The organism is Nonomuraea sp. NPDC002799, assembly GCF_053592075.1.
This window is the reverse complement of sequence record NZ_JBSFVA010000003.1, coordinates 493,888-514,282: the sequence shown is the minus strand read 5'-3', so window position 1 is coordinate 514,282 and position 20,395 is coordinate 493,888. Positions and strand designations below refer to the sequence as shown.

The window sequence follows — 20,395 nt, the reverse complement described above, 5'->3', positions numbered from 1 at the left end:
TGCCGGGTGCCTACCCGGCGGGGGACAAGATCACGCCTTTTCGTGCCGCCCGTGACCCACCAGGCCGACGAACTCGTCGAGCCCGACCGTCCCGTCGCCGTCGCGGTCGGCCGACTGGATGAACGCCTCGATCTCGGCCTCGGACGCCCCCTGGCCGCCCAGCGCCTCGTTGGCCTGCCTGATCTCGGCGGCGGTCAGCAGGCCGTCGCCGTCGGTGTCGAAGCGGCGGAACTCCGCCTCGGCCGCTTCACGCCCGGTTGTCATCGGTTGTCCCCCTTGTCGAGCTGATTGCAAACAAGGCGATATCTTCCGGCCTAATCGGAACGCGAGTCAACCGGAGCCCGGTCGCCGCGCGCACCGCGGCCGCGATGGCCGGGGTGGAGGAGAGCGTGGGGGGCTCGCCCGCGCCGCGCAGTCCGTACGGGGCCGACGGGTCTGGATTTTCCAGGATTTTCAGTCGCATCGGAGGCATGTCGAGGATGGTGGGGATCAGGTAGTCCGTGAACGAGGGGTTCAGCACCTGGCCGTCGCGGATCTGGATCTCCTCCATGAGCGCCAGCCCGAGCCCCTGCGCGGAGCCGCCGTGGATCTGCCCTTCGAGCGCCTGCGGGTTCAGGATCCGGCCCACGTCCTGCACGGCCGCCAGCTCGACCACCTTCACCAGGCCGAGCTCCACGTCCACGTCCACCACCGCCCGGTGCACGCACAGCGCGAGCTGCGTGTGCGAGTCGCCCTGGCCGGTGACCGGATCGAGCGGGTACGTGGGGCGGTGCCGGAACTCGCGCGTCTCCTCGATCGGCCCGTACTTCTCCAGCGCCTCGCGCGCCGCCAGGCCCCCGAACCGCTCGCGCACGGCCTCGCAGGCGGCCTTGACCGCCCCGCCGGTGACGTACGACTGGCGCGAGGCCGACGAGGAGCCCGCCGAGCCGACCGCGGTGTCGGCGGTGGCCACGGTGACGTTCGTCACGCCCAGCTCGGTGCGGGCGATCTGGGCCTGCACCGTCACCAGACCCTGGCCCACCTCGGCCGCCGCCGTGTGCACGGTGACGTGCGGCTCGCCGCCGACCAGCTCGGCCCGCACCCTGGCCGTGGAGTAGTCGTCGAAGCCCTCGGAGAAGCAGATGTTCTTGATGCCGACGCCGTAGCCGACGCCGCGGCGCACGGACTCGCCGTGGGTGGTCTGGGAGACGCCGCCCGGCAGCGCCCGCAGGTCCTCGCCGGACCGGGCCGGCGGCAGCGGCATGGCCGCCAGGTCGCCCAGCATCCGCGCGAGCGGCGCCGGGGTGTCGATCAGCTGGCCGGTGATCAGCCGGGAACCCTGGGAGACGGCGTTGCGCACCCGGATCTCCACGGGCGACAACCCGCACGCCTCCGCCAGGCGGTCCATCTGCGACTCGTAGGCGTAGCAGGCCTGCACGGCGCCGAAGCCGCGCATCGCGCCGCACGGCGGGTTGTTGGTGTAGACGCCGGTGGCGGTCACGCGCACGTTCGGCACCTCGTAGGGGCCCACGCCCAGGGAGGCCGCGTTGCCGACGACGGCGGGGGAGGAGGAGCAGTATGCGCCGCCGTCCAGCAGGATGTCGGCCTTGACGTAGACGAGCCGGCCGTCGCGGGTGGCGCCGTGCTCGTAGCGCATCCGGGCCGGATGGCGGTGCACGTGGCCGAAGAACGACTCCTCGCGGCCGTAGACGATCTTCACCGGGCGGCCGAGCCGCAGGGCCAGCAGGCAGGCGTGCGCCTGCATGGACAGGTCCTCGCGGGCCCCGAACGCGCCGCCGACGCCGGACAGCGTCAGGCGCACCTTGTCCGGGGGCAGGCCGAGGCAGGGGGCGAGCTGGTCGCGGTCCACGTGCAGCCACTGGGTGGCGATGTAGAGGTCGACGCCGCCGTCCTCGGCCGGGACCGCCAGCCCCGACTCGGGGCCGAGGAAGGCCTGGTCCTGCATGCCGACCTCGTACTCGCCGGTGACGACCACCTCGGCCTCGAACGTGTCGCCCATCAGCACGGGCTGCCGCCTCACGATGTCCCGGGACTCGCGCGGGTCGGTGACGGCCGCGCGGGGTTCGTAGGCCACGACGATGGCCGCGGCCGCCCTGCGGGCCGTCTCCGGATGGTCGGCGGCCACCAGCGCCACCGGCTCGCCCTGGTAGCGGACCTGGTCGATGGCCAGCACCGGCTGGTCCTTGTGCTCCAGGCCGTAGAACTTCTCGCCCGGCACGTCCTCGTGCGTGAGCACCGCCAGCACGCCCGCCATCCGCAGCGCGGGCCCGATGTCGATCGAGCGGATCCACGCCGAGGGATGCGGGCTGCGCAGCGTCACGCCCCACACCATGCCGTCCAGCCACAGGTCGGAGGCGTAGGCGAACTCACCGGTCACCTTCAGCGTCGCGTCGGGCCGCCGCGCGCTCTCGCCGACGCCGCTCAAGGGGGTGCTGACCGTCTCCGTCATCTTCCGAGTAGAGCACTGCGGCCCCGCCCCGTCCTATGCGTTTCGCGTGAAATCCCGGTCAGCGGTTCGCCGCGCGGGCTTGTATATTCCTCCAAGTGCGCATCACCGACCTGCTGGCCATCGACGAGCTGGGCCTGACGCTGCTGGCCGGCGACCCCGCCCGTGAGTTCAGCACCGTGCACATCACCGACCTGCCGGAGCCGGGCCGCTACCTGTCCGGAGGCGAGCTGGTGCTGACGGGGCTGATGTGGCGGCACACGCCGGAGGATTCGGCCGGGTTCGTGACCGCGCTGGCCGAGGCCGGGGTGGCCGCGCTCGGCGCCGGCGCGGCCCGGCTGGGCCACGTCCCCGGCGACCTGGTGGCCGCCTGCGCCGCCGCCGGCCTGCCGCTGCTCGCGGTGCCCACCGAGGTCTCCTTCCGCACGCTGACCGAGCTGGTCGTGCCCCGGCTGTCGGGCGACGTGCGCGAGGCGCTCGGCCGCCACCGCAGGCTCGTCGCGGCCATCTCCGAGGGCGCCGACCTCAGCGAGCTGTTCGAGCTGACCGCCATCGAGCTGGGCGTCACCGGCGCCGTCCTGTCCGCCGCCGGCGAGGTGCTCGTGGGCGCCGCCGACGATCCGGTACGCCTGGCCAAGGCCTACCTGACGGCGCCCAGGCTGCCCGCGTACGTCGGCGGCACCACGATCTTCGCCGTCGGGCGCGGTCACCGGGGCGCCGGCTGGGCGCTGGCCTGCGACGGCGACCTGATCAGCCGGGCCGACGTCGGCTACGAGCTGGCCGCCTGCGTCGGTCTCGAACGCAGCCGGATGGAGGAGGGCCGCAGGGTCGAGCGCCGCCTGACCGAGCAGCTCATCGTGGCCGCCCTGGCCGAGTCCGACGTGGCCGAGCTCAACGCCAGGCTGCGCACCTGCGGGATCGACGTGGCGGAGCCGTACGCGGTGGTGAACGCCACCGCTCCCAGGCCCGGGGCCACCCGCGGGCCCGACGCCGCCACGCTCGGCGGCCAGGTCGTGGAGGAGCTGCTCGGCCGCGAGGTCGTGGCGGCGGCGGGCGCCGACGGCGCGGTCGCGGTGCTGCCGCTGCGCGATCGCAGCACCGCCGAGCTGGCCGGACGGCTGCGCGCCGGGGCCGAGGTGCTCGCCGCGCTGCCCGACACCCGCGTCTGCGTCGGCCTCAGCGGCGCGCTGACCGGCGCAGCCGCCGTCAAGGGCGGCGTGGAGGAGGCCGGGCACGCCAGGCGGCTGGCCGAGGCCCGCTCCGGCGGCGTGGTGACCAGCGACGAGATCTACACGCACGCGCTGCTGCTGGCCACGGTGCCGGGCGACGTGCGCCGCTCGTTCGCCGCGCGCCTGCTGTCGCCGCTGCTCGACTACGACCGCCGGCACCAGTCCGAGCTGGTGCGCACGCTCGGCGTCTTCCTCGACCGGGCCGGCTCCTGGAACTCCTGCGCCGAGCAGCTCCACGTGCACGTGAACACCGTTCGCTACCGCATCCGCAGGATCGAGGAGCTGACCGGCAGGAACCTGTCGACCATGGCCGACCGGGTCGACTTCTTCCTGGCACTCAGGGACACGGGGACACCCCGGTGACCGCGCTGAGAAGCCGAAGACGCGGACTCCACAGGGCCGTGACATCGGTCGATCGGCGACTTGAGATCCGCGTCCAGGGGTAACGGGCGGGGTGCGATTGTCGATGGAAACCAGACGGCTCAGTGGTTTCGGTGAGGGGTGGTGCGGTGAAGCGGGGGGCTGCCCGGAGCCACGTCCATTCCGTCTCTTCGCGTGGCCCCTATCCAGTCGGGCAGCCGCTCCGCTCCTCCGCATTACCGGTTCAGCAGCAATAAAGGTCCCACATGGTGGAGATGGTAGAGGGGGAGGACGTTTCAGCGTTTGCGGCCGTACTATTGCCTGCAACGGCCACGAAGGCCGTGAGCAAGGCAACTAGTGCGGACAGGGCAATGCGCGTGCGCATGGGGTTCTCCCTCGCCAATCTGTGTGTTGCTTGGACGTAATCATCTCAGGGAGCGGCGGCTGTGACCACATCTGACCTGGTGGGACTCCGTATCAAAACGGTTAGGCGACAGCGTGGCCTGTCTCAGGCGCAGCTCGCACACCCCGAGTTGTCTGATAGCTACGTCTCCTTGATCGAAAGTGGTAAGCGTACTCCCACTCCGGCGGTTCTGGAGTTGCTGGCCCAGAAACTCGACTGCTCACTCTCTTACCTGATCAACGGTGTCACCGCCGAACAGATGGAGGACATCGAGCTCGCCCTCGGCTATGCGAGGCTCGCGCTGGAGAACGGGGAGGTCTCCGAGGCGCGCACACGCTTCGCCGAGCTGTTGTCGAACAGTAACCTCGCAGGTCTGACTGTTCTGCGTCAAGACACCGAGTTCGGGCTCGCCCTCGCGACGGAGGCCTACGGGCAGCGCGAGGAGGCGATCGCCATCCTGCACCGGTTGCAGGGAGAGGAGCTCGCCCCGGAGCGCCGCATCGAGGTCGCCATCGCCCTGTGCCGCGCCTACCGCCAGAGCAACCGGCTGATCGAGGCCGTCGAGATCGGCGAGCGGATCCTCGGCGGCATGACCCGGCCCGCCTGGTCCGACCTGCTGGTCGAGCTGGGCTCGACGCTGCTGGCCGCCTACCTCGTCCGCGGCGACAACCTGCGGGCCCGGCAGTTCGCCGCCGAGCTGCTCAACGCCGCCGACGCGCTCGGCACCCCCCGCGCCATGGCCGTGGCCAACTGGAACGCCGCCTACACCGCCAGTCACACCGGTCACCGTGAGGAGGCGCTGACGTTCGCCGAGCGGGCGCTGGCCCTGCTGTCCGAGACCGCGCAGCCGCGCCTGCTGGCGATGATGCGCGGCGCCTACGCCCAGCTCAAGCGGCGGGCGCGGCCCGAGGAGGCGGCCGCGCTGCGCGACCACCTCCTGCGCGCGACCAACGAGCTGGAGCAGACCTCCATCAGCACGACCGACCGGGCCCGCACCATCACCGAGCTGGCCTGCGTCGAGCTCATGAGCGGTGATCTCGACGGAGCCGTCAAGGACGGGCTCGCCGCCGTCGCTCTGCTGGCCCCCGACGAGCTCGCGCAGGTCCCCGAAGCGGGTCTGGTCCTCAGCCGGGCGTTCGGCGCCCGCGGCGACTTCACCAAGGGCGAGGAGCAGGTGCGGCTCGTCACGCACGCGCTGAAAACCCTGCCCGACTCGCTGGAGACGGCCGGTTTCTGGTACGCCGCGGCCGAGACCATGGACCAGGTCGGCGACTCCGACGCCGCGGTGGACGCCTATCAGCGCGCCCTCGCCTGCGCCGGTCTGTAGCTGGAGTCCGGACCGGGCGGCGGCGTCGGTAGCCTTGGGGGTGCCATGAAGAGATCCCCGCTCGCGGCACTCACCGCGATCCTCGCCGCCCTGTTCGTGCTCGGCACCGCCGTGCCCGCGCTGGCGCACGACACGCTCAAGAGCAGCTCCCCTGCCAAGGGGGCCAAGGTCAAGGCCCTCGACGAGGTCAGGCTGGAGTTCAGCGCCAAGGTGCGCCTGCCGTTCGTCATCGTGCGGGGCGACGGCGACGCCCAGCACCAGCGCGGCAAGCCCGAGGCCGACGGGGCGGTGGTGAAGCAGGCGGTCGACGGCCCGCTGCCCGACGGGGACTACACGATCGCCTACCGGGTCGTCTCCTCCGACGGGCACCCGGTCGAGGGCGAGATCCCGTTCACGGTGAAGGGGGCGCAGCCGCCGTCCCCCAGCCCGAGCTCCAGCCCAGGCTCCAGCACAACCTCCAGCCCAGGCTCCACGGCCGAGGCCCTGCCCGCGCCGGGCTCGTCCCCGCCGGCCGCCGAGACGAGCGCCGCCGCCGCCGAGACGGCGACGGCGGCCCAGGACGTGTCGTTCCCCGTCTGGCTGATCGTCGTGGTCGGCGCGCTCGCCGGCATCGGCATCGGCTTCCTGCTCAGCGCACGGAAAAAGAAGCCATGAGCCGGGCGGCGCGTCTGGCGCTCGGCGGTGTGGCGGCGGCGGTCGTCGCCCTGGTGATCGGCATGATCGCGGGTGGCCGGGCGTTCCCGAGGATCATTCCGGGGCTGCCCGACTCCGGCGCGGTGGTCAGGTGGGGGCTGCCGCTGTCCAAGCTGTTCATGGACGTGGCCGGCGTGGCCACCGTCGGCCTGCTGCTGATGGCCGCCGCGCTGCTGCCCAACGACAAGGGCGTGCTCGGCAAGACCGCCGTCCAGTACGTCAAGGCCGCCTCATGGGCGGCGCTGGTCTGGGCCGGGTCGGCCTTCCTCGCCATCGTGTTCGGCGCCGCCGAGTCCATCGGCAGGACGCTGCCCCAGATCCTCGACCGCACCATCCTGACCAGCTACGCCACCCAGACCACGCAGGGCGTGGCGCTGACGCTCGTGGTGCTGTTCGGGGTGGCGATCGCGCTGTTCTCGCGCGGCGCCATCACCGCGGGTGCCGCGGCGGGGTTGTTGCTGCTCGGGCTGGTGACGCTGCTGCCCGCGCCGCTCACCGGGCACACCTCCTCCTCGCCCAACCACGACCTGGCCACCTCGTCGGTGTCGCTGCACCTGCTCTCGCTGGCGTTGTGGGTCGGCGGCCTCGTCGTCCTGGCCCTGCACGCCGTCCTCCGGCAGCCGCAGCTCCAGGTGGCCGCGGACCGTTTCTCCCGGATGGCGTTGTGGTGCTACGCCGGGGTGGGGCTGTCCGGGGTGTTCGCCCTGGTGGCGCGGCTGGGCGCGGTGTCCGACCTGTGGACCTCCGAGTACGGCCTGCTGGCCCTGACCAAGATCGTGGCCTTCGTGCTGCTCGGCTACGTCGGCTACTGGCACCGGCAGCGCACGCTGGCCGCCATGAAGGCGGGCCGGCCCCGCGCGTTCACCAGGCTGGCCGGCGGCGAGGCGCTCCTCATGCTCGCCACCATGGGCGTGGCCGTGGCGCTGTCGCGCACGCCGCCGCCCGACGCCAGCATTCCCGCCGACCGGGCCTTCGAGCTGCTCGGCTTCCCCCTGCCGCCGGCGCTCACCATCGGCAACGTGTTCTCCCTGTGGTGGCTCGACCTGTTCTTCGCCGTGGTGGCCGCCCTTCTGGCCGGCCTCTACGGGCTGGGCCTGTTCCGGCTGCGCCGGCGGGGCGACGCCTGGCCCGTGGGCCGGACGGTGTCCTGGTTCGCCGGCGTGGCGCTGCTGGTGTTCGCCACGCAGAGCGGGCTGGCCCGCTACGCCAAGGTCATGTTCGACACGCACATGATCGAGCACATGACGCTCTCCATGGTCGTGCCGATCTTCCTCGTCCTCGGCGCGCCGGTCACGCTGGCGCTGCGCGCGCTCAAGCCGACGCCGCGCAGGGGCGACAGGGGCCCGCGGGAGTGGATCACCACGATCCTGCACAGCCGGTTCACCAAGGTGATCACGCATCCGGTGGTCGCGACGGCCATCTTCATCGCCTCCACGTACGCGCTCTACTTCACGCCGCTGTTCGAATCGGCTATGACCGAGCATCTCGGGCACATCTGGATGACCCTCCACTTCCTGCTCAGCGGCTGCCTGTTCTTCTGGGTGATCGTCGGGGTCGATCCCGGGCCCAACCGGCTGCCGTACGTCGGGCGGCTGATGATGCTCTTCGTCACCATGCCGTTCCACGCGTTCTTCGGCATCGCGCTGATGATGATGGGCACGGTCATCGCCTCCGACTGGTACGAGCAGCTCGGCCGCACCTGGGGCAAGACGCTGCTGCAGACGCAGCGCGACGGCGGGGCCATCGCGTGGGGGTTCGGCGAGATCCCGACGCTCATCGTGCTGCTGGCCATCGCCGTGCAGTGGTACAAGGACGACGACAGGCAGGCGCGGCGCGCCGATCGCCGGGCCGATCGCGCGGGCGCCGGGGATCCCGAACTTGACTCCTACAACGCCTACCTCGCCCGTCTCAACCGCGCAGACCAGGGCGAGTAGCCGTTCGGCCATGGCCTCCTATCCTCCGACTACAAGTCTCTGGACCGCCAGGTAGCCTTTCTCGCAGGGGAGACGGGCATGTCCCCATCAGCTAGCGTGCGCGCGCCTTCGAGGGGGGACGCGCGCATCGCTCGATAGGGAGCGCCGGTGTGGGGACCGGCGTGGGCCGGGCGTGCCAAGAGAGGCGAGAGCCATTGTCGGAAGAGACACGGATGCGCGGGGGGCAGAGCCTGGCCGAGGCGCTGGAGAGCCAGCTGGCCGAATGGTCGCAACGCACGGGGATCGTGGTCGAGACCTGGGCGCTGCCGGCCACGGACGTGCCCTCGCGCGTCTCTCAAAGCGTCATGGTCACGATGCGCGAGGCCCTGTCCAACGTCGAGCTGCACAGCCGGGCGAGGACCGTGTCCATCGCCGTGACCGTCGGCAGGAGCGGGCTGCGCATGACCGTCAGCGACAACGGGCAGGGCTTTCCCACGGCCGGAGCGGGACGCGGGATCGCGCGGATGCGGGCGGCCTTCGCGGAGATCGGCGGCAATCTTTCGGTCAACAGCGTCCACGGGGAGGGCACGACCGTGACCGGGGTGGTGCCGCGGCGGCGCTGAGGTGACGGCGCCCGGGGGTGATGGCGCCCGGGGGTGATGGCGCCCGGGGGTGATGGCGCCCGGGGGTGATGGCGCCCGGGGGTGATGGCGCCCGGGGTGACGGTGCCGCGGTGGGCGCTGAGGCCGGTCAGTGCGGGGTCAGGGGAGGGTGAGGATCTCGCTGCCCGACTCCGTGACCACGATCGTGTGCTCGAACTGGGCCGTGCGCTTGCGGTCCTTGGTCACGGCGGTCCACTTGTCGGGCCAGATGTCGTAGTCGATCGTGCCCAGCGTCAGCATCGGCTCGATGGTGAACGTCATCCCGGGCACCAGCTCCACCCGCAGCGACGGGTCGTCGTAGTGCGGCACCATGAGGCCCGAGTGGAAGCTCGCGCCGATGCCGTGGCCCGTGAAGTCGCGGACCACGCCGTAGCCGAAGCGCTTGGCGTAGGCCTCGATGACCCGGCCCACCACGTTGAGCTGCCGGCCCGGCGCGACCGCCCTGATGGCGCGCATCATCGACTCGCGCGTCCGCTCGACCAGCAGCCGGGACTCCTCGTCCACCTCGCCCACCAGGTAGGTGGCGTCGGTGTCGCCGTGGACGCCGCCGATGAAGGCGGTGATGTCGACGTTGACGATGTCGCCGTCGCGCAGCATGGTGTCGTCGGGGATGCCGTGACAGATGACCTCGTTGATCGAGGTGCACAGCGACTTGGGGTAGCCCTTGTAGCCGAGCGTGCTCGGATAGGCCCCGTGGTCGAGGAGGAACTCGTGGCCGATCCGGTCGAGCTCGTCGGTCGTGACGCCCGGCTGGGCGGCCTTGCCGACCTCTTCCAGGGCCTGGCCGGCGATCCGGCCGGCCACGCGCATGCGCTCGATCATCTCGGGGGTCTTCACGTCGGACTCGCCCGTCTTGGGGCGCTTCTTGCCGACGTACTCCGGCCGCTCGATGTGGGCGGGGACCTTTCGCATGGGCGAAACTCGGCCGGGCTGGAGCAGTGTGGTCATGAAACACGAGTCTACGGGGCAGAATTGATCCCGTGAGCGAAGGCCAATGGTGGTTCTGTCTCAAGCACATGCGGGTCGAGCCCGATCAGGGCTGCCCCAACAAGGACCGGATGGGTCCCTACGCCTCCGAGGAGGAAGCGGCGGGGGCGCTGCAGCGCGCCGCCGACCGTAACAAGGCGTGGGACGAGGACGACCAGGACGACGAGGTGTAAGCGGACGGGTCAGGGGACGATGGCGTAGGCCCTGACCGGAAACGTGCCCATGCCCGCGACCATCGGGGGCGCGGCGTGGAAGCGGAAGCCGTCGTCCGGCAGCGTCGCCAGGCCCGTCAGGTGCTCCACCAAGGGGATCCCCGCCTTCAGCAAGATCGAGTGGGCGGGGCGTTCGCCATGCGGCGGGGTGTCGTCCAGGTTCAGCGAGTCGATCCCGACCAGGGCCGCGCCCTGCTCGGCCAGCCACTGTGCCGACTCGGAGGCGAGGTAGGGGTGGTCGTGGAAATACTCCTCCGTGCCGAAGTGGCGGTCCCAGCCGGTGTGGATCAGCACCGCCCGGCCGCGTACGTCCAGGCCCTGGTCGATGCGCACCTCGCGGGACTCCCCGGCTCGCACCACCACGCCGGGCAGGTCGGCGAGCTTGGTCAGCGGCATCTGTGACAGGTCCAGGCCGTCGGGGTAGCGGTGGTGCGGGGTGTCGAGGTAGGTGCCGGTGTTGGCGGCCAGCGTGATGGTGCCTATGAGGAATTCCGTGCCCGGCGCGTACACCTCACGTGAGTCCTCCCTGCTCAGGTGCACGCCGAGCCGCGGCGCCGGGACCCCGGGGTAGGTGATCATCCCGTCGATGATGGGGTGGCTGAGTTCGACGATCATTTGGCGACTCCTACTCGGATGAGCTTCACCAGGGCCACCACGCCAATGGCGGCCCAGACCAGGTTGAGGCCGGCCGACGGCCAGGCGGCGTTGTACGCGCTGTTGACCATCAGGCCGATCGAGCCCGCGAGGTTCATGAGCTGATACGCCGCCCCGTTCCCCGGCATGCGGGACGAGGAGACCATCGCGTACCCGACCAGCAGCAGGGCGGCGCCGATCCAGCCGATGGCGGCCAGCAGGAATTCCATGGCGCCATTGTCGTGAGTGCCGCTGGTAAAGGACAAATAACGAAACCTAAAGGTTGTCGTAAGCTGACCTTCATGGACATTGATCCTCGGCGGCTGCGTGTCCTGCACGAGGTCGCCCGTCGCGGCGGTGTGATGCGGGCCGCCGAGGCGCTGTTCCTGACACCCTCCGCCGTCTCCCAGCAGCTCGCCCAGCTTGAGCGGGAGGTGGGGCTGGCCCTCATCGACCGCTCCCAGCGCAGCGTCTCGCTCACCCCGGCCGGGCGGGTCCTCGCCGGTTACGCCGAGCGGGTGGAGGAGGAGCTGATGGAGGCGAGGCGGGAGCTCATCCGCTTCACCGAGCGGCTGGCCGGGCCCGTGCGCATCGCCGCCTTTCCCACGTTCATCAAGCACGTGCTGGTGCCCGCCATGCGCGAGCTGGCCGTCCGCCATCCGCGGATCGTGCCCACCATCCACGAGATCTACGGGCAGCCCGGGCTCCAGGAGTTGCGGCTGGGGGCGGTGGACCTGCTCATCACCGAGCAGGACATGGGGCTGCCCGCGTTGTCCCAACCGTCGCTGAGCACCCGCCTGCTGTACGTGGACGAGTACCGCATCGTGCTGCCGCCCGGCCTGCCCGATCCGCCGCGCTCGATCGCGGACCTGCTGCGGTCGCCGTGGGTGGCGAGCGAGCCGGACCAGGCGTGCGGGCAGGCGCTGGAGCGGCTGGCGGGGCTGCACGGCTTCGAGCCGCGCAAGGTGCACGTCATTACGGAGTTCGAGCCCACGCTGGCGCTGGTGGCCGCCGGGCACGGGGTGGCCGTCGTGCCCGGGCTGGCGCTGCTGGACGTGCCGGAGGGTGAGGTGCGGGTGAGCGATGTGCGGGATGTGGGGGCGCGGCGGCTGGACGCGGTGACGCGGGTGAGCCGTACGCGGTCGGGGGAGCCCGATCCGGTGCAGAGCGTGGTGATCGAGGCGATCGAGGAGGCCGTCGCGGGGCTGGAGGAGCGGCTCCGCCACCGGCTCGGCACCGCGGAGCCGGTCTCCGGGCCTGCATCCGTGACTGCTCCCGCCTCTGCTCCCGCAACCGCCGCCACGCCTGCCTCTGGGGCGGCATCCGCCCTTGGGTCGGGGCCGGCGGCCGAGGCGGGCGGGCGTTAGTCGGCCAGTTGGGGGCCGCTGACCTTGTCCAGGAGGCGGGCCAGGCGCTCACGCAGGCTGAGGCGCTGCTCCCGCTCTCCGGCTGCCGCGCTCACCAGGTGCTGGGCTCCGTCGAACGTCACCAGCCCGCCCTTCGGCACCGCGATCGCGTCGTGCGCCAGCCCGGCCAGCTCGGTGTCGCCGCCCTCGATCGCCAGGATCGTCGCTCCCGTACGCCGGGCGTCGTCGACGCGTTCGAGCAGGGGCGCCGGTGCCTCCTGCTCGGCCAGGACGAACAGCGTCTCGCCCCTGCCCGCCTGCTCCAGGCGCCGCAGATCCACACTCAGGTGGGCGGGCGCGCCCGCGGGCGGCGCCCAGCGGACCAGCGTGGGCGTGAGCTGCGGCAGGCCGGACAGGCGGGCCTCGTCGCTGAGATGCGCCGTCAGGTGCCAGGGCTCGTCGTCAGGAGTGCCCACCAGCAGCAGACCGCCGGGCGAACGGGTGGCGCGCAGGGCGAGGCCGAGCTGGCGTGCTCCGTCGAGCCAGCCGGTGTCGGCCAGGAGCGCGCGCAGGAGTGCCACCGATCCTGAGTCCATGCGTTCCATGGTGCCTGACGAGCACGTCCGGGGTGACTGTTTCTCCAGTGATGAGTTGACACAGGGTGTGTTTCACCGTCATTTCGGGCCTTGACACGGAGTTCCCTCGGGTAACGATCGGGCTCGCGGCGCCGCCGTCCCAAGGGTGATCCTCACGGAGAGGGGCGGCACATGACTCTACGTGTGCGCGTCAGCATGTCCATGGTCCTGTTAGTGATCATGTCCCTCACCACGGCCCCCGCCCACGCGGCGGCTCCGGGCGACGTGGTCTCCGCACAACCGACCACCGTCTACCTCCTGCCGGGCAAACTGCTGGAGGTGCCCGTCAACGCCTGGCACGTCCTGTACAACTCGACCTCCGCCACCGGCTCGCTCAACACCGTCTCCGGCACCCTGCTGGTGCCCAAGAACGGCTACGCTCTCGGCGCCCGCCCCATCATCGGGTACGCCGTCGGCACCCACGGGCTCGGCGACCAGTGCGCCCCCTCGCTGAGCATGCGTGAGGGCCGGGAAGCGGAGCTGGTACTGGTGAGCCTGTTCCTGCTCAAGGGGTTCGCGGTGGCCGTCACCGACTACGAGGGTCTCGGCACCCCCGGGCAGCACACGTACATGGCCGGGATCTCGCAGGGGCACGCCGTGCTGGACGTGATCAGGGCCGCAACCCGCGTGCCGGGGTCCGGGCTGTCGCGCCAGGCGCCCGTCGCCGTCATGGGCTACTCCCAGGGCGGCTCCTCGGCCGGATGGGCCGCGCAGCTCCAGCCGTCGTACGCGCCTGAGCTCCGGCTGAGGGGCGTCGCGGCGGGCGGCGTGCCCGCCGACCTGCACGCCGTCGCCACGCATCTGGACGGAGGCCCGGACTTCGGGCTGGGCGCGGCCGCCGGGGTGGGGTTCGACGCCGCCTATCCGGAGCTGGATCTCGAAGCCGACCTGAACGCCCGTGGCCGCGCCCTGCTCGCCGACGCCGCCGACGACTGCGTGGGCGACCTCGGCAAGCTGGCCGGGCTCAGCTTCGCCGACCTGAGCCCGATCGACCTGCTCAACCAGCCCAAGTGGCTGGCGCGGCTCGGCGAGAACCGGCTCGGCGCGATCGCGCCGCGGGTGCCGATGTTCCTCTATCACGCGCGCGGGGACGAGATCATTCCGCTCTCGGTGGGGTCCACGCTGCGCTCTCAGTACTGCAGGGCCGGGGTGAACGTGCGCTGGGCCGCGCTGCCGGCGCCTGACCACGTCACCGGGGCCATCGAAGGGGGGCCGCTGGCGATCGAGTGGCTGACACTGCGGATCCTCGGGCTGCCCGCCTTCGGCAACTGCTGATCAGGCCGACCCGGCCGGGCCCGCTCGCCGGGCCCGGCCGGGTCACGCCGGGCCGGGTCCTGCGCGGCCTGTCGGCAGCGGGTGCGTTCGGCCGGTGGCGTGTCGGGGGGCGGGCGTGCGGGGCCGGTCGGCGGCGGGTGGGGGCTGGTCGCGCGGCGACGCGGACGGGCTGGCATGATCTGGCTATGACTGAGGTGAACGGACTTTCCATCGCCATCCTTGGCGGCACCGGCGACCAGGGGAAGGGGCTGGCGCGGCGGTTCGCGCTGGCGGGGCATCCGGTGCTGATCGGGTCGCGCAGCGCCGAGCGGGCCCAGGAGGCGGCGAACGCCATCGGCTCCGGCGCCACCGGGGGCGAGAACGCCGCCGTCGCGGCCGAGGCCGACATCGTGATCGTGGCCGTGCCGTACGAGGGGCACAAGGCGTTGCTGGAGTCGTTGCGGAGCGAGCTGGCCGGGAAGATCGTGATCGACTGCGTCAACCCGCTCGGGTTCGACAAGCAGGGGGCCTACGCGCTGCCCGTCGAGGAGGGCAGCGCGGCGCAGCAGGCCGCGGCGGTGCTGCCGGACAGCCGGGTCGTGGCGGCCTTCCACCATGTGTCGGCCGTCGTGCTGATGGATCCGGCGGTGGACAAGGTGGACCTGGACGTCCTGGTGCTGGGCGAGGACCGGGAGGCGACCGACACGGTGCAGGCCCTGGCGGAGGCGATCCCCGGGGTGCGGGGCGTCTATGGCGGCCGGCTGCGCAACGCGCACCAGATCGAGGCGCTCACCGCCAACATCATCTCGGTGAACCGCCGCTACAAGGCCCACGCCGGTCTGCGCATCACCGACATCTGACCGCCCCACCAGACCGCCCACCGCGCGCGGCGTCAGGCCGTCACCGCGGCGGGCGGTGCGCCAGAGGCATCGCCGGGACCAGTCTCCGGTGCCTCAGCCGCCGTCCAACGCGTATCGCAGGTAGAAGTCCGGTTTGGCGAGGAAGCGCCTCCAGTGATCAACCAGCTGAAGGTCTTCCCAATCGGTCGTACGCATGCCGTGTTCGTCAAGTTCGATGATCTGCGCGCCCGGCAAACTGGCAAGGATCGGAGAATGGGTGGCGCAGATGATCTGCCCGCCCTCGTCTGCGACGCGATTCATCAAGCCGACCAAGCGCACGCACGACTGGAACGACAGCGCAGCTTCGGGTTCGTCCATCAGATAGAGCCCCGGCCCGTTCACCATGCGTTCAAGAACCGTGAAGAAGCCCTCGCCATGGGACTGTTCTGTCAGGTCGTCTTCCCAGAATCCGTACCTGCCCGATACGTTCTGCCCAAGGTTGAACAGTGTTTCGGCGCGGAAGAAGAACGCGCGCCGCTTGAGACGGGGGCCGTGCAGCAGACGCAGCCCCGTCGTGGTGAGTTCGACATCAAGAACTTCTCCCAGCGAGGTCATGGGTCCGGTGCTGGAATACTTGGTACCGGCCTTGCCGCCGGCGGAATTGATGCCGGACACATCCGCGATCGCTTCCATGATGGTGGACTTGCCCGAGCCGTTCTCTCCGACGAGGAAGGAAACGGGGGCGGTCAGCTCCAGGCGTTCCTCTGCCAGCTGGCGGACAGGTGCCAGAGCGGCGGGCCAGCCCGCCGGAAGCCGGCGGGCGGTCAGGTGGGTGAGCAACATGGCTAATGCCTTCCTGCGGGCCGGATAAGCCGGGCAGCGTGGGCGCGTACTGGATGCGCGCCTCCGTTCGGTGGGCGCAATCGAACATCGCCTACTGGCGTGGAGACTACCGGCGTGCTGCTGAGGTGGCCCACGCCGGCCGTGATCACGCCACATCCGGCACGGCCATGCTCAGACTGACGAGCCAGGAGGCCAGGGCGCTGGCCGCGGTTCGAGACACCCACGAATTCCCCGCTGCCATCGCGGCTGCGCGCGATGCGCGCGATCGGCTGCCGGCTGCCGACGAACCCGGGGTGTTCCGGTTCAGTCGCGGTAAAGCCGCCTACTATGCGAGCGAGGCGTATTGCGCAATGGGGAAGGCCGATGACCTTCGCGAGGCGACGTGGCAAGCGCAACAGTCGATCCAGCTCCTGACGGCCGACCCGTCAGAATCGGGGGCAGAGCTGCTCGCCGCAGCGCGGACAGACCTGGCGGCGGCTCATCTGGCGTCAGGGGAAGTCGACGGGTTCGCCGACGCGCTGGATCCTGTGCTCAGCATCGCGCCGGAGCACCGTACACTTCCGGTCATACAGCGAGTCCGGCGCATCAGCGGCGAGCTCGCCCCACGTGCACATGGCAAGATCGCTCTGGAGCTGAGAGAGCGCATCGATCTCTTCACCGCCCATCATGCCGTTGCTCCGAGCCAACCAGCACTTCTCGAGTGAGGTCACGGCGTAGGAGACTTCAGGTGGTTTTTCAGGTATCGGTGTGCGGGCCGCGTGACTGCACCGAAGAGGACCGTCGTCATGCCCGCGAGCTGGGCCGCCTGCTGGCCGAACGCGGAGCGGTGGTGATATGCGGCGGATGCACGGGCGTCATGGCGGCGGTCGCCGCAGGCGCGAACGCCGCAGGCGGGACAGTTGTCGGCATCCTCTCCCGCGCTGACCGGGAGCACAGTAACCCCGACCTGACCATCGTCATTCCTACGGGGATCGGCGAAGCCCGGAACAACGTCATCGTCAACTCGGGTGACGCCGTGATCGTGGTCGGCGGCTCCTGGGGAACGCTCTCCGAACTGGCCCTCGCCATGCGGAGCGGACGAAGCCCCGTCGTGCAGCTTGGCGGGTGGCGCATTCAAGATCATCTTGGGCGACCGATCCCGGGCATCCTGCACGCCGACACCCCGCGACACGCGATAGAGCTGACAGGTCTATGGCGGTAGATCGCGGCTGCGGGTAGAGACACCCGCTCTATCGCTGGAGTCGGGCCCGGGAGGGCTTCACGACTTCCTGGAGAGTTTCAGCAGCGCGTCCGTGACGCCTTCCGGGTCGATGAGCTGGTGCAGGTGCAGGCCGGGAACGCGGGTCACCGGCCAGCCGCGCCGCGCGGCCTCCTGGGCGACCTCCTCGTAGGGCGGGCCGAACCACAGGCACGAGCACCTGACCTCGTCCCACCCGGCGGGCACGGGGATGCTCTGCGTGTAGTAGTCGAGGGGCAGGCGCGGCTGCTCGGCCGCCACCCGCACGCGTACGGCGGGATCGGGCAGCATGGCCACCACGTCCTCCTCGTCCCACCAGTCCGTCCAGCGCGGCAGCACGCCGTCGGGGCCGGCCAGGTCGCGCAGGAAGGGCAGGAAACCCTCGTCGGCGATCTTGACCAGCCCGTCGCGCGGCGGGATGTGCGCGTCGGCGAACACGCAGGCCACCACCCGGTCGCCGAGCCCTTCCTTGATCAGCGGCAGGTAGAAGCCGGCGTTGCTGTGCGCGGCCAGCACGACGGGGGTGTCCGGGGTGGCGGCGCGCACCGCCGCGACCACCCGCGGCCAGTAGGGCGGAGCCCCGGCCGCCACGCCGGTCAGGTCGGGCACCACGGCCGTGTGCCCCCGGCGCTCCAGAGACTCGGCCACGGGCGCCCAGGTCGACGGCCCGACGGAGGGGCTGTGCACGAGTACGAAGGTCGTCTGCATGCCCTTCACCCTGTCAGACGACGAGGGGCTGCCGGGACACCGAACGGTCGGCTCCGTCATAGACCGCCCAGGCCACGGCCAGGTTGTTCGCCGCTCGCGAAAGCTCGTCCTCGGAGAACAGGAAGTGCAGCCGCAGGTGATCGGTGTGACCGCCCAGGGGGTCGAACGACCTGCCCGGCGGCACCGCGACGCCGTGCCTGAGCGCGACCTGGGCGAAGGAGTCGGCGTCGCCGCGCGGGAGGCGTACCCAGAGGGTCTGGCCGCCCAGGGCCGGCTCGAACGACCAGGACGGCAGGCGCGTGCGCAGCTCGGCGCAGAGGTGCTCGTGCCGGCGGCGCAGCACGCGTACGTGGTCCGCCCGGATCTCCGGCAGGCGGCGCAGCAGCGCGACGGCGGCGAGCTGGCTGAAGACCTCGCCCCCGAGATCGTGCACGGCCCGCAGCCGCGCCAGCCGCGAGACCAGCGACGCCGCCGCGCGGATCCAGCCCACCCGCAGCCCGCCCCAGACCAGCTTGCTCAGCGAGCCGATCGTGATCACCTGCTCGCTCCGCCCGAACGCGGCCAGCGGCGCCGGCGTCCCGCCCGAGAAGCACAGCTCGGCGCGGACCTCGTCGTCGATCAGCGGCACGTCGTGCGCGGCGGCCAGCGCCGCCAGCCGCCGGCGCGACGCGTCGTCCATGATGACGCCGTCCGGGTTGCGCAGGGTGGGGACGAAGTAGGCCAGCGCGGGCCGCTCGCGCAGCTCCACCGGGCGGAGGACGGCGGCCGCGTGCCGGAACACCTCCAGCGCCCCCGAATACGTCGGCGTCTCGGTGAGCACCGTGTCGCCCGGCGTGACCAGCAGCCCGGTCAGCAACGTGAGCGCCTGCTGCGCGCCCGTCGTCACGATGATCTCGTCCGGCGTCGTGGGCACGCCGCGCCCGGTGTAGTAGGCGGCGAGCGCCACGCGCAGGGCCGGGTGGCCCGCCGGCTGGTAGCCGAGGTCGTGCGTGCCGGCCAGCCGCGAGCCTGCCTCCTCGTACGCCTCGAACAGCGCCGCGGGCGGATCGAGGGGCGCGGCGCACGTCAGGAGCTGCACGCCGTCCGGCGGGTGGAGGATGTGCAGCAGCAGCGGGTTGGCCACCACGCCGTCGGTCGAGCGTGTCGCCGGCAGGTCGAGCGGGGCCACCCTGGTGCCGCTGCCCTGGCGGCGCACGACGCGGCCCTCCTGCTGGAGCAGGTCGTAGGCGGCGACGACGGTGCCCCGGCCCACGGCCAGCAGCTTGGCCAGCACCCGGTCGGGGGGCAGCGCCTCGCCGGGCGGCAGCACACCGTCGTCGATGAGCGCCCGGAGCCCGCCCGCGAGCAGCAGGTACAGCGGGCCGCGGCCCGACGCCCAGCGTCCGAGGAGGTCGACGAGGTCGTCCATATTGGCCCCATTCATGGACCAATTCTGCCGGATTGGCTCTCACCGTGGTGGGTTTAGCGGGAGATTATTGTCTTATGACCGATTTCCGCCCTGAAACGCGAGCCGTGCACGTTCCCCAGCCGACCGTCGAGGGCAGCCGTCCGATCACCGTCCCCATCTACCAGACCTCCGGATTCGTCTTCGACGACCCCGCCGTGATGGCCGACGCGATGGGACGCCCCGACGGCGCGTACGTGTACGGGCGCTACAGCAACCCCACCGTCCGCTCGCTGGAGTCCGCCGTCGCCGGGCTCGAAGGCGGCGCCCACGGCCTGGCCACGGGGTCGGGCATGGGGGCGATCAACACCGTGCTGCTCGGGCTGCTCAAGCCGGGCGATCATCTGGTGGCCCAGGAGTCCCTGTACGGCGGGACGGCGGCCATGATCGGCGAACTCGTGGGCCGGTTCGGCGTCGCGGTCACGTACGTGCCGGAGAACGATCCCGCGGCCCTGCGCGCCGCCGTACGGCCCGAGACCCGGCTGGTCTACCTGGAGACGATCAGCAACCCGATGACCCTGGTCGCCGATCTGCCCGGGATGTGCGCGGTCGCCCGGGAGCTGGGGATCCTCTCGGTGGTGGACAACACGTTCGCCACGCCCCTGCTGTGCCGGCCGCTGGAGCACGGCGCGGACATCGTCCTGCACTCCACCACCAAGTACCTGTCGGGGCACACCGATGTCGTGGGCGGCATCGCGGTCTTCGCCGACACCGCGCTCTACGAGAAGGTGTGGCACTTCGCGATCGAGCTGGGGGCCTCGGCGGAGCCGTTCGCGTCGTGGCTGACGCTGCGCGGGCTGCAGACCCTCGCCCTGCGCATGGAACGCCACTGCTCCAACGCCGAGTTCCTGGCCACCCGCCTGGCCGGGCATCCCGCCGTGGCCGCCGTGCACTGGCCGGGGCTCGCCACGCACCCCTCGTACGAGCTGGGGCGCAAGCTGCTGTCCGGGTGCGGCGGGGTGTTCTCGTTCGACCTGACCGGCGGGCGGGCGGCGGGGGAGCGGTTCATGAGCTCCGTACGCCTCGCGCTCCTCGCCCCTTCCCTGGGCGGCGTCGAGACGCTCGTCCTGCACCCCGCCACGACGTCGCACCGCTCGCTCAGCGCCGAGGAGCTGGCGCGGAGCGGCATCGGGGAGGGCACCGTGCGCCTCTCGGTCGGCATCGAACACCCCGAGGACCTGTGGGCCGACGTCCTCCAGGCATTGGCGTAGCCTGGTCGCCTGA

General features: G+C 71.4%; 21 protein-coding genes. 12 read left to right on the top strand and 9 right to left on the bottom strand.

What is annotated here, in order from left to right; genetic code table 11:
- Positions 1-30: 30 nt before the first annotated feature.
- A complete protein-coding gene (locus ACWD0F_RS09155; protein WP_449873447.1) occupies positions 31-264 on the bottom strand; it encodes an EF-hand domain-containing protein in 234 nt (77 codons plus the stop codon).
- Entirely contained in the window at positions 248-2,449 is a 2,202-nt protein-coding gene (locus ACWD0F_RS09150; protein WP_449873446.1) for a molybdopterin cofactor-binding domain-containing protein, read from the bottom strand. Before ACWD0F_RS09150 ends, ACWD0F_RS09155 begins: the two co-directional genes overlap by 17 nt.
- Positions 2,450-2,544: 95 nt before the next feature.
- On the opposite strand from ACWD0F_RS09150, the gene ACWD0F_RS09145 reads away from it, so the two are divergent.
- The 5 genes from ACWD0F_RS09145 (at position 2,545) to ACWD0F_RS09125 (ending at position 8,994) form a co-directional block, all read left to right on the top strand.
- A complete protein-coding gene (locus tag ACWD0F_RS09145; RefSeq protein WP_449873445.1) occupies positions 2,545-4,038 on the top strand; it encodes a PucR family transcriptional regulator in 1,494 nt (497 codons plus the stop codon).
- 443 nt (positions 4,039-4,481) lie between these two features.
- Complete coding sequence (locus ACWD0F_RS09140; protein ID WP_449873444.1) at positions 4,482-5,765, top strand: helix-turn-helix domain-containing protein; 1,284 nt, start codon at positions 4,482-4,484, stop codon at positions 5,763-5,765.
- Positions 5,766-5,810: 45 nt separating this feature from the next.
- Entirely contained in the window at positions 5,811-6,419 is a 609-nt protein-coding gene (locus ACWD0F_RS09135; RefSeq protein ID WP_449873442.1) for a copper resistance CopC family protein, read from the top strand.
- The gene (locus tag ACWD0F_RS09130) at positions 6,416-8,392 is read left to right on the top strand and encodes a cytochrome c oxidase assembly protein (RefSeq protein WP_449873440.1); all 1,977 of its coding nucleotides are present in this window, start codon (positions 6,416-6,418) and stop codon (positions 8,390-8,392) included. Before ACWD0F_RS09135 ends, ACWD0F_RS09130 begins: the two co-directional genes overlap by 4 nt.
- Before the next feature lie 212 nt (positions 8,393-8,604).
- Complete coding sequence (locus ACWD0F_RS09125) at positions 8,605-8,994, top strand: sensor histidine kinase (RefSeq protein WP_449873438.1); 390 nt, start codon at positions 8,605-8,607, stop codon at positions 8,992-8,994.
- Positions 8,995-9,132: 138 nt separating this feature from the next.
- Here ACWD0F_RS09125 and map read toward each other — a convergent pair whose 3' ends face one another.
- Positions 9,133-9,981, bottom strand: a complete 849-nt coding sequence (gene map, locus ACWD0F_RS09120) for a type I methionyl aminopeptidase (RefSeq protein ID WP_449873436.1) — start codon at positions 9,979-9,981, stop codon at positions 9,133-9,135.
- A gap of 32 nt (positions 9,982-10,013) precedes the next feature.
- Here map and ACWD0F_RS09115 point away from each other — a divergent pair, with 32 nt between their 5' ends.
- Entirely contained in the window at positions 10,014-10,193 is a 180-nt protein-coding gene (locus ACWD0F_RS09115; RefSeq protein WP_449873588.1) for a hypothetical protein, read from the top strand.
- A 9-nt stretch (positions 10,194-10,202) separates the two neighbouring features.
- Here the strand turns inward: ACWD0F_RS09115 and ACWD0F_RS09110 are convergent, their stop codons facing one another.
- Positions 10,203-10,847 (bottom strand): cyclase family protein, encoded by a 645-nt coding sequence (locus tag ACWD0F_RS09110; RefSeq protein ID WP_449873434.1) that lies wholly within the window; start codon positions 10,845-10,847, stop codon positions 10,203-10,205.
- The gene (locus ACWD0F_RS09105) at positions 10,844-11,095 is read right to left on the bottom strand and encodes a CBU_0592 family membrane protein (protein WP_449873433.1); all 252 of its coding nucleotides are present in this window, start codon (positions 11,093-11,095) and stop codon (positions 10,844-10,846) included. The genes ACWD0F_RS09110 and ACWD0F_RS09105 overlap by 4 nt, the downstream gene beginning before the upstream one ends.
- Positions 11,096-11,167: 72 nt before the next feature.
- Between ACWD0F_RS09105 and ACWD0F_RS09100 the strand changes: the two genes are divergently transcribed.
- Positions 11,168-12,232 (top strand): LysR family transcriptional regulator, encoded by a 1,065-nt coding sequence (locus ACWD0F_RS09100; RefSeq protein WP_449873431.1) that lies wholly within the window; start codon positions 11,168-11,170, stop codon positions 12,230-12,232.
- Here the strand turns inward: ACWD0F_RS09100 and ACWD0F_RS09095 are convergent.
- A complete protein-coding gene (locus ACWD0F_RS09095; RefSeq protein ID WP_449873429.1) occupies positions 12,229-12,807 on the bottom strand; it encodes a hypothetical protein in 579 nt (192 codons plus the stop codon). The genes ACWD0F_RS09100 and ACWD0F_RS09095 overlap by 4 nt on opposite strands.
- 171 nt (positions 12,808-12,978) lie before the next feature.
- On the opposite strand from ACWD0F_RS09095, the gene ACWD0F_RS09090 reads away from it, so the two are divergent.
- Both ACWD0F_RS09090 and npdG read left to right on the top strand, forming a co-directional pair.
- Positions 12,979-14,121, top strand: a complete 1,143-nt coding sequence (locus tag ACWD0F_RS09090) for a lipase family protein (RefSeq protein ID WP_449873427.1) — start codon at positions 12,979-12,981, stop codon at positions 14,119-14,121.
- A 137-nt stretch (positions 14,122-14,258) separates the two neighbouring features.
- Positions 14,259-14,960: an NADPH-dependent F420 reductase gene (npdG, locus tag ACWD0F_RS09085; protein WP_449873425.1), complete on the top strand. Its 702-nt coding sequence runs from the start codon at positions 14,259-14,261 to the stop codon at positions 14,958-14,960.
- A gap of 93 nt (positions 14,961-15,053) precedes the next feature.
- Here npdG and ACWD0F_RS09080 read toward each other — a convergent pair whose 3' ends face one another.
- Positions 15,054-15,782, bottom strand: coding sequence for an AAA family ATPase (locus ACWD0F_RS09080; protein WP_449873423.1), 729 nt, complete (start codon positions 15,780-15,782; stop codon positions 15,054-15,056).
- Between the two features lie 38 nt (positions 15,783-15,820).
- Here ACWD0F_RS09080 and ACWD0F_RS09075 point away from each other — a divergent pair, with 38 nt between their 5' ends.
- Positions 15,821-16,486 (top strand): hypothetical protein, encoded by a 666-nt coding sequence (locus ACWD0F_RS09075; RefSeq protein ID WP_449873421.1) that lies wholly within the window; start codon positions 15,821-15,823, stop codon positions 16,484-16,486.
- 23 nt (positions 16,487-16,509) lie between these two features.
- Positions 16,510-16,983 carry a TIGR00725 family protein gene (locus tag ACWD0F_RS09070; RefSeq protein ID WP_449873419.1) on the top strand — a complete coding sequence of 158 codons (474 nt, stop codon included), beginning with the start codon at positions 16,510-16,512 and terminating at the stop codon, positions 16,981-16,983.
- 57 nt (positions 16,984-17,040) lie between these two features.
- Here the strand turns inward: ACWD0F_RS09070 and ACWD0F_RS09065 are convergent, their stop codons facing one another.
- Both ACWD0F_RS09065 and ACWD0F_RS09060 read right to left on the bottom strand, forming a co-directional pair.
- Positions 17,041-17,727 carry an alpha/beta hydrolase gene (locus tag ACWD0F_RS09065; protein ID WP_449873417.1) on the bottom strand — a complete coding sequence of 229 codons (687 nt, stop codon included), beginning with the start codon at positions 17,725-17,727 and terminating at the stop codon, positions 17,041-17,043.
- A 13-nt stretch (positions 17,728-17,740) separates the two neighbouring features.
- Positions 17,741-19,150, bottom strand: a complete 1,410-nt coding sequence (locus tag ACWD0F_RS09060; RefSeq protein WP_449873415.1) for an aminotransferase-like domain-containing protein — start codon at positions 19,148-19,150, stop codon at positions 17,741-17,743.
- A gap of 59 nt (positions 19,151-19,209) precedes the next feature.
- Between ACWD0F_RS09060 and ACWD0F_RS09055 the strand changes: the two genes are divergently transcribed.
- Positions 19,210-20,382: a trans-sulfuration enzyme family protein gene (locus tag ACWD0F_RS09055; protein ID WP_449873413.1), complete on the top strand. Its 1,173-nt coding sequence runs from the start codon at positions 19,210-19,212 to the stop codon at positions 20,380-20,382.
- The last annotated feature ends 13 nt before the right edge of the window (positions 20,383-20,395 follow it).

Excerpts from the sequence above, each read along its gene's own strand:
- ACWD0F_RS09155 (WP_449873447.1), bottom strand. The coding sequence starts at position 264 with ATGACAACCGGGCGTGAAGCGGCCGAGGCGGAGTTCCGCCGCTTCGAC.
- ACWD0F_RS09150 (WP_449873446.1), bottom strand. The coding sequence starts at position 2,449 with ATGACGGAGACGGTCAGCACCCCCTTGAGCGGCGTCGGCGAGAGCGCG.
- ACWD0F_RS09135 (WP_449873442.1), top strand. The coding sequence starts at position 5,811 with ATGAAGAGATCCCCGCTCGCGGCACTCACCGCGATCCTCGCCGCCCTG.
- ACWD0F_RS09130 (WP_449873440.1), top strand. The coding sequence starts at position 6,416 with ATGAGCCGGGCGGCGCGTCTGGCGCTCGGCGGTGTGGCGGCGGCGGTC.
- ACWD0F_RS09125 (WP_449873438.1), top strand. The coding sequence starts at position 8,605 with ATGCGCGGGGGGCAGAGCCTGGCCGAGGCGCTGGAGAGCCAGCTGGCC.
- map (WP_449873436.1), bottom strand. The coding sequence starts at position 9,981 with ATGACCACACTGCTCCAGCCCGGCCGAGTTTCGCCCATGCGAAAGGTC.
- ACWD0F_RS09110 (WP_449873434.1), bottom strand. The coding sequence starts at position 10,847 with ATGATCGTCGAACTCAGCCACCCCATCATCGACGGGATGATCACCTAC.
- ACWD0F_RS09105 (WP_449873433.1), bottom strand. The coding sequence starts at position 11,095 with ATGGAATTCCTGCTGGCCGCCATCGGCTGGATCGGCGCCGCCCTGCTG.
- ACWD0F_RS09100 (WP_449873431.1), top strand. The coding sequence starts at position 11,168 with ATGGACATTGATCCTCGGCGGCTGCGTGTCCTGCACGAGGTCGCCCGT.
- ACWD0F_RS09095 (WP_449873429.1), bottom strand. The coding sequence starts at position 12,807 with ATGGACTCAGGATCGGTGGCACTCCTGCGCGCGCTCCTGGCCGACACC.
- ACWD0F_RS09090 (WP_449873427.1), top strand. The coding sequence starts at position 12,979 with ATGACTCTACGTGTGCGCGTCAGCATGTCCATGGTCCTGTTAGTGATC.
- ACWD0F_RS09080 (WP_449873423.1), bottom strand. The coding sequence starts at position 15,782 with ATGTTGCTCACCCACCTGACCGCCCGCCGGCTTCCGGCGGGCTGGCCC.
- ACWD0F_RS09065 (WP_449873417.1), bottom strand. The coding sequence starts at position 17,727 with ATGCAGACGACCTTCGTACTCGTGCACAGCCCCTCCGTCGGGCCGTCG.
- ACWD0F_RS09060 (WP_449873415.1), bottom strand. The coding sequence starts at position 19,150 with ATGAATGGGGCCAATATGGACGACCTCGTCGACCTCCTCGGACGCTGG.
- ACWD0F_RS09055 (WP_449873413.1), top strand. The coding sequence starts at position 19,210 with ATGACCGATTTCCGCCCTGAAACGCGAGCCGTGCACGTTCCCCAGCCG.